The organism is Candidatus Chlorohelix sp., assembly GCF_037138995.1.
Classification (GTDB): domain Bacteria; phylum Chloroflexota; class Chloroflexia; order Chloroheliales; family Chloroheliaceae; genus Chlorohelix.
Genome location: NZ_JBAXHI010000044.1, coordinates 23,401 through 30,818, shown reverse-complemented (window position 1 = coordinate 30,818; position 7,418 = coordinate 23,401). Strand labels below are relative to the sequence as shown.

Here is a 7,418-nt window from a genome sequence, read left to right as displayed (position 1 = left end):
CCGCAGTAGTAGCAGCCGCAGCCGCTACGGTGGTAGTAGTAGAAGCAGGAGCAGCAGTGGTCTTAGCGGTGCCGTTATCGCCACACGCAACCAAAACTAGCGCAACCAACAACAACAGCCATGAAAAGCGGAGCAGCTTTCCTTTTTTCGAATTCATTAGTAATCTTCCCTTTCCTAAATGCTTAGCAGAAAAATAAGCTACCACCATATAAACACATCAAAAAGACCGAGCATTTTTGAGCTAGAGGAAAAATCTTTGATATTGAAAGTGGAGCGCTTTTTCATCTCACTCAAATTTGCACATGCCTAGCAACACACTAACCAAACTTAATGCTCGCCTCATCATAGAATATCAATGTAAAGCTGAATATTCAAGCTATTTTGCAACGATATGCAACAACATTAGAGAAACTTTCAGCAGATACAAAGACATGCCTAATTCTTATTAGACAGATAAAGCCTGATAATTTATATGGTACTGAATGTGGACTCGAAAAAAGGGAAGTTTCCAATTAATTATAGTAGCCTATGCTTGGTACAATTAAAGCTTGTTTGCAAAATAATTAGCCCTAATAATTACTTTTACAATTAGCTTGTCTTAATCTATCCTCTATATATAATTGCTGCTTTTTATGGAACAGCATTTTGCATTTACTTATACTAATCAACTTTTAATATAATGTCCAATATATTTTATTTATGGATAACATAGGTAATTATCTATGGATGCTACAAAACCAGATCGACACGCCCTCAATGGGTTGGCGCAAATCGGGAGGATTGGAGCAATCATGGGAAGAGCGAGAAATCGCGACCCGAAGGTCGCTCGTACAGGGTTAATTCTCTTGGCATGGGCGAGGATAGTTTTAATTCGTAGGGGCGTGGCTCGACACGCCCTTGATGGGTGGCACAAAATCGGGAGGATTGGTGGCAAGGGACGAAGGGCGGTTCGCGAACCGACCCTACGGGTTAATTCTCTTGGTTTGTGCCCTTTGTGCCTTTGTAGTAATACTTCCGACCAAAATCGGCAATCCAAAATCCAAAATAAAATGCGCCCTTATTCGGTGGAACTTAGAAGCCCAAGGTTGCAACAATTTTTGCAGCAGCAGCACCTTTTGGCATTACCATTACTAGAACTTCGTTGCCCTTCTGAATAAGTTGAACATCTTGCTCTGCGTTTTGCCAGACCCGTTTTGTACCACTGCCCCCTGCCCCCTGCAAATTATAGGTGGGGGTCATATAACGGAGCGTTGCATCGAAAAACTCTTTTGCTTGCGCTTCATTGTCCCATGCGCTGCGCCAGACGTAACCTAATTTACCGTCTTTTTCAAGCACCTGATAGCGGTCTCCTGCCCAACCTGTGGAGGCTTTAGTTGCCCCATCCTCCGACAACTGCCCCTTGAGCCATACACGGGTGGTATATTCGCCCATAGTGTTCAAATCTACCGAACGCCAACCAGAGCCGAGAACAGGCGTAAGGTCGCCTAAATCTACCTTTACCGGCTCAACCCGATTCTTATATTTATCGAAATTCAGGATTTGGCTAGAAGAAACCGGCGGGTACTCCGTCCACGCCTTGTTAACCGCATCCCAGCCCCCTTGCTTATAGAGATTTTGCACAAAAGCCCAGCCCTGTTCGTAGGGGAAAGTTTGCGATACCATTATTATCGGGGGCATTTGGCTCACAACTTGCGCGGCTTTACCGGAAGCGTCTTGCGAATCTTTAACCAATTGCGTTATTTCCTGCTGGCTCAGATACTTACCTAATGTCCAGAGAAATTGAGATTCAGTCGCATCTCCTTCAATTAGAGATATTACCGCTAAATCTCTATCGTCATTCCATTCTGTATCGGTTGGTAATCGTTGCGGTCGTATCTTTTCAATCCCAAAATTTTGGTCTTGCAGCGCATGGGTCAACTCATGTTCAGCTATCCAGCGCGTAAGTGGGCTTACGCCTTTACTCGAATCCGCAACGTTAATAAATAATTTCTTTTCATCAGAATCATAAAAGCCGAGAACATTACCTTGTAGCAAATCAATATAGCTTTTAACATAATCGAAGCCCGGTTTGGTAAAGCCAAAAACCAGCAAGGATTTTTCATAATCGCTGATTTCTTCCGTCGTTAGCTCCCGTTTTATGGAATCTTCAGCATATTTGCCGATAGCCTCCGGGGTCATAAAATTGGAGGTTAGTTTAGCGGCAAAGCTCAAGCCCCGCACTTTAACGGCATCCTCCGCCACCTTTTCAAGACTTTGCCTTGCCTCGCTAGAAACCGGAATAGTCAGATAAACTATAGGGGCTTTGGCGGTGGTAGGTACACTACTACCGGCGGCAGTAGTAGCCTTTGCTGAAGTCGTATTTCCTACGGATACGGGTGTAGATGTTATTCCACCAACTTGATTTGGAGTTGAGGTTTGAACCGCACCAGATGAGACGGTATCTCCACAGGCAACCAAACTGCTAGATAAAATAATTAGTAAAAGCAACGTCCGCGTAAAAGCAGTTTGTATTTTATTCATGAATTATCCTTTTCCCCTTAGAGTGTGAATTGCCCTTGTCATTTTAGCTGAGGCTATCGGTTAAGTCCAGTAGGAACATATTATCGAGGAATAGCCCTCTCCTACAGAACCCCAACGCCCACAATAAAAAAGAGGCTCGGAAAACCCGAACCTCTGCAATAAATCAATATCCCTTAGTTAGAACTATCAGTCAAAACCGCTTCGTTTTGCTCGATAGGCACAGCTTCTACCGGTTGAGCTTGTTCTATTATTGTAAATCTCAACTCAGTCAACGCTTCTGGATTAAGCTCTACCTGAATTGTATCTCCCTGCTTGAATTTGCCATCGAGTAACATCCGACTAAGCACATTTTCAAGCTTGCGCTGGATAACTCGGCGCAAGGGACGCGCCCCATAAACCCGGTCGTAGCCTTCTTTGGCGAAGAAGTCTAAGGCGGCTTCGGTCAATACCAGCTTCATACCCTGCGATTCGAGCCGTTTAATTACATCTTTCATCATCAACCGCACGATTTTCTTAATTTGCTCTTGGCTCAAGTGGCTGAAGATAATGATTTCATCAATTCGGTTCAAAAATTCCGGTCTGAATTGGTCGCGAAGGTCTGACATCACCTGCTCACGCATCTTTTGGTCGGCAGCCTTATCTTCGGATTCTTGGCGGTTTGCGCCGACAGTAAAGCCTAACGCCCGTTGCTTAATGTGGTCGGTGCCTACATTCGAGGTCATAATTACAATCGTATGCTTGAAATCCACTGTACGACCATGCCCATCAGTTAGCCGCCCATCATCCAGCAATTGAAGCAAAGTATTGAAGACTTCAGGATGCGATTTCTCGATTTCATCGAAAAGCACAATCTGGTAAGGACGGCGGCGCACCGCTTCGGTCAGTTGTCCGCCTTCATCGTACCCGACATAGCCGGGAGGCGAACCTATTAACCTACTTACCGTGTGTTTCTCGCCGTATTCGCTCATATCAATGCGAACCATTGCGTCTTCGCTATCGAACATGAACTCAGCCAACGCCTTTACCAGTTCGGTTTTACCCACTCCGGTAGGTCCGAGGAAAATAAACGAGCCGATGGGGCGGTTGGGGTCTCTCAAACCGCTACGGGCGCGGCGAATTGCATCGCTCACCGCTACAAGTGCCTCATCCTGCCCGATTACGCGCTCATGCAAGCGTTCTTCCATCAATAACAGCTTTTTCATTTCGCCTTCAAGCATTCGGCTAACCGGAATCCCGGTAGCTTTACTGACGACTTCTGCTATATCTTCCTCATCCACCACATCATCTATTTGTTTCTCGGCAAACCATTTGCCCCGTTTTTCCTCAAACCCCTGTTTTAGAGCGCCAATCTCGTATTTCATACGAGCGGCTTGTTCATAATCCTGTTTCTGAACTGCCAATTCCATATCGTCATTCAATTGTTTAAGGCGGGCTTGCATTTGCTTAAGTTCGGGCGGCTGGCTGAACATATCAATTCGCACTTTTGAAGAAGCCTCATCCACCAAATCAATTGCCTTGTCTGGCAAGAAGCGGTCAGTAACATAACGCTCGCTTAACTCGGCGGCGGCAACCAAAGCCGCATCGGTTATTTTCAGGTTATGATGCAATTCGTATTTGGGGCGCAACCCGCGCAGCATTTCAATCGTATCCGCAACGCTCGGCTCGCCCACTAGCACTGGCGCAAAACGACGCTCCAAAGCGGCATCTTTCTCAATGTGCTTGCGGTACTCGTCTAGCGTAGTCGCGCCGACCACCTGCAATTCCCCCCGCGACAAAGGCGGTTTTAGCATGTTGCTGGCATCTATTGACCCTTCCGCGCCGCCAGCGCCGACCACCGTGTGTAGCTCATCAATAAAAACAATGACCTCACCTTGCGCCCGCCGCACTTCCTCGATTACTGCCTTGAGCCGTTCCTCAAACTCACCCCTAAACTTTGAGCCTGCCACCAAACCCGCCATATCAAGGGAGACCACGCGCTTATCTTTCAGGTTATCGGGGACATCTCCGCCCACGATTTTTTGCGCCAACCCTTCGGCAATGGCAGTTTTACCAACGCCCGGTTCACCGATTAGCACCGGGTTATTCTTAGTACGGCGGCTTAAAATCTGCATTACCCGTCGGATTTCTTCTTCGCGCCCAATAACCGGGTCTAGCTTGTTTTCGCGGGCTAATTTTGATAAATCCACGCTATATTTTGCCAGAATCTGGTATTTGCTTTCCGCTTGCGGGTCTGTCACGCGCTGAGTTCCACGCACCTCTTGTAGAGCTTGATAAATACTCTCTCTATCTACCAAAAAGCGTTTCAGGATTTTGGCGGCTTTATCGGTTGGGTCAGAAACAATTGCCAATAGAATATGCTCGGTGCTGATAAAATCATCGCGCATGCGTTCGCGTTCCTGCTCGGCATTAACAAAAAGGCGTTGCAAACGCGGGGTAATATACATGCTTACCTGAATCCCCTGAAAATTGGGTTGCCCCTGAATTTTAGGAGTAACATCCAGTTCATCCTGAACAGAGCGTTTGATTAAACCTATATCAGATCCAAGTTTTTCAAGTATTTGGGTGGTAATACCGTCTTTTTGTTGGAGCAGCGCCAAAAGTATATGTTCCACATCAAGCTGGCTATGACGCTGTTCAGCCAAAATCTGATAGCTTAACATCAGGACTTCTTGCGCCTTCTCGGTAAATTTATCGAAAGGATTCACTCCTCCGGGCATCATATATTTTTGCTCCTTTTATTTTTTTCTTTTTTTTAAGCGGCTTTTCAACAAAGCCTTGCTTCTTGCTGTCTATTATACGTAAAGCGCTAAGATTAAGTCAGTTGTATTATGTTAGAGGAACAATAGAGTTTATGAAAGCCGCCCCTACACCTAGCTTCAGGGCGGCTAAAAGCAATTGGGGGTTGGTTAGTTGGTTACTTCTTCGACCTGACGTTCCAGCTTTTTTATCTCATATTCAACCCGCATCTTTTTAATTTCGTGCTGAAAGTGCAGAAGTTTGCCGAAATATTCTATTGAGTCATGAAATATCCGCACAGTGCTTTTTTTATCATAACGCTTGATAAAAAGGGTGGGGATTTCGGTAATATGTAGCCCGGCAAAGAAACTACGGTACATTATTTCAGTGTCCCAGAACCAACCCGAATCATGGCAGCGGTGGAGTATCGGCAATATACTTTCTCGCTTGAAAAACTTGAAACCAACTTCGGTATCTTTCAGGTGCAATTTTAGCAACTTAGACTCAAGTAAATGATAGCCCACGCTCAAAACCTGTCGGTAAAAAGTGCGCCACATGAACTTATAAACCCGTTCTGCCGTGCAAACATCTGCGCCGCGCTCGATTTCAAGCAAAGCTGCCGGGATGTAATGCGCGGGAGTTTCTAGGTCAATATCCAGAAAGCCAACCATGCGCCCTTTTGCCGCTTGAATACCATCGGTAACGGTACGCCCCCGCCCGGTATTTTTCTGATGCCGTATCAAAGTCATGCGCGTTGTTGGATATTTCGCGATTAATTCGAGGATAATAGCCACTGTATCATCTTTGCTTACGTCATCCACGAAAATGAGTTCATAAGAATTATGATAGCGTGTGCCATTTAACACGTCCACCAATTCTGCCACGCTATCCCATAGTACCACATGCTCGTTATAACAGGCTATGATAATGCTTAAATCCAGTTCCTCTTGCTGCAATTCTAACTCCTGACTTTACACACGATTATCGTTTGCCCACACAAGCCTGAGTAATATTCCCAGCCCTTTTCCACCTCAAAGAATTTCTCGGCAAGGGCAATTTGCGCGGCAAGAGGGCGGAGGAACTGCCCCCTATCTTGTTTTGCCAAAAAACGGCTGAGCGGGTTTGAGGGGGTAGGATCCATATCCACTATCACGAAACGCTCGGTAGTAACCCGCGCGATACCTTCCAATACTGCCAGATTTTCCGCATCGCTCAGGTGGTGCATGCTATTTATCATCATAGCTTTAGGGAAAGCGCCATAGGTACGGCTGAATTCATACCCAGTAATATCTTGCGCTACAAAAGCTCGTTCGGGATGCCCGTTCCCTTTACCGGAATGCTGTTCGGCATACTCAATATATTTGGAATTAATATCAATTCCCACAGATGCGCCCAACGCCACATTGGCAAACTCGCCCGTACCACAGCACACATCCAGCAAGCGTTCCCCAGCTTTGAGTTGCAAGCCCTCACGAATCAGCCGCCGCGTTTTATTTTGCGTTCCCGATACCGCAAATTGCAGAGCATTGAAAAGGAAGGGGTTATCTAGGGCACTTTTTAGGCGATTAGCTAACTGCATTAAACTTGCCATTCCCCTTTCAAGGCACTGAAATATAGCGTGTCATTTCTGGAGCCATCCAGATGAGAGATATAATCATTTCTTAATCGCGCTTCTTGTATCATTCCTGCCTTACGCGCTACATGTGCGCTGGCAATATTTTTGATGCTGCACCGCCAGAATAGCCTAACCCACTGCCAATCGCTAAAGCCCCATTTCAGCATCTCAATCAAAACCTTTGTGCCTAAGCCCTGTCCGGCGCAATCCGCCCTAATCCACATCCCTATTTCAGCAACGCCCTCAGTTAGTGGGCGGTTTCGGTGGTGAAACCCGGTGCCGCCTAACAATTTCTTCTCATCGCGGCTAAAAATACCGATGGTGAAATCTTCATTTAATAGGTAGCGGGCGCGAAATTTCCTAGTGCTGCTCTCTGCTTCATTTGTACGTATCTCTGGACGCGCCCACTGCATAAATGTTCTCAAATGCTCATAAGAGGAGTTTTGCGCCTCTTTCAGCAATGCGCCATCCCCTACCACGTAAGAGCGTAGAGTGAAAGTAGGGCATACAATTTTATCGGGGGCGAAAAAAAAGCTCAATTTACTGT

5 protein-coding genes are annotated in these 7,418 nt (G+C 46.1%); all 5 read right to left on the bottom strand.

The genetic code is table 11. The features are described 5' to 3' along the window. Positions 1-1,071: 1,071 nt before the first annotated feature. Positions 1,072-2,520 carry a hypothetical protein gene (locus tag WCK19_RS15765; protein ID WP_342398354.1) on the bottom strand — a complete coding sequence of 483 codons (1,449 nt, stop codon included), beginning with the start codon at positions 2,518-2,520 and terminating at the stop codon, positions 1,072-1,074. Between the two features lie 173 nt (positions 2,521-2,693). Beyond that, positions 2,694-5,240, bottom strand: a complete 2,547-nt coding sequence (locus tag WCK19_RS15760) for an AAA family ATPase (protein WP_342398353.1) — start codon at positions 5,238-5,240, stop codon at positions 2,694-2,696. Positions 5,241-5,426: 186 nt separating this feature from the next. Continuing rightward, on the bottom strand, positions 5,427-6,212 hold the full coding sequence (locus WCK19_RS15755; RefSeq protein ID WP_342398352.1) for a glycosyltransferase: 786 nt from the start codon (positions 6,210-6,212) through the stop codon (positions 5,427-5,429). Between the two features lie 2 nt (positions 6,213-6,214). Next, on the bottom strand, positions 6,215-6,835 hold the full coding sequence (locus WCK19_RS15750) for a methyltransferase domain-containing protein (RefSeq protein WP_342398351.1): 621 nt from the start codon (positions 6,833-6,835) through the stop codon (positions 6,215-6,217). Beyond that, complete coding sequence (locus WCK19_RS15745) at positions 6,835-7,410, bottom strand: GNAT family protein (RefSeq protein ID WP_342398350.1); 576 nt, start codon at positions 7,408-7,410, stop codon at positions 6,835-6,837. Before WCK19_RS15745 ends, WCK19_RS15750 begins: the two co-directional genes overlap by 1 nt. Positions 7,411-7,418: the final 8 nt, after the last annotated feature.

What these genes read in the sequence shown, in the direction of transcription:
- WCK19_RS15765 (WP_342398354.1), bottom strand. Translation starts at nt 2,520, where the DNA reads ATGAATAAAATACAAACTGCTTTTACGCGGACGTTGCTTTTACTAATT.
- WCK19_RS15760 (WP_342398353.1), bottom strand. Translation starts at nt 5,240, where the DNA reads ATGATGCCCGGAGGAGTGAATCCTTTCGATAAATTTACCGAGAAGGCG.
- WCK19_RS15750 (WP_342398351.1), bottom strand. Translation starts at nt 6,835, where the DNA reads ATGCAGTTAGCTAATCGCCTAAAAAGTGCCCTAGATAACCCCTTCCTT.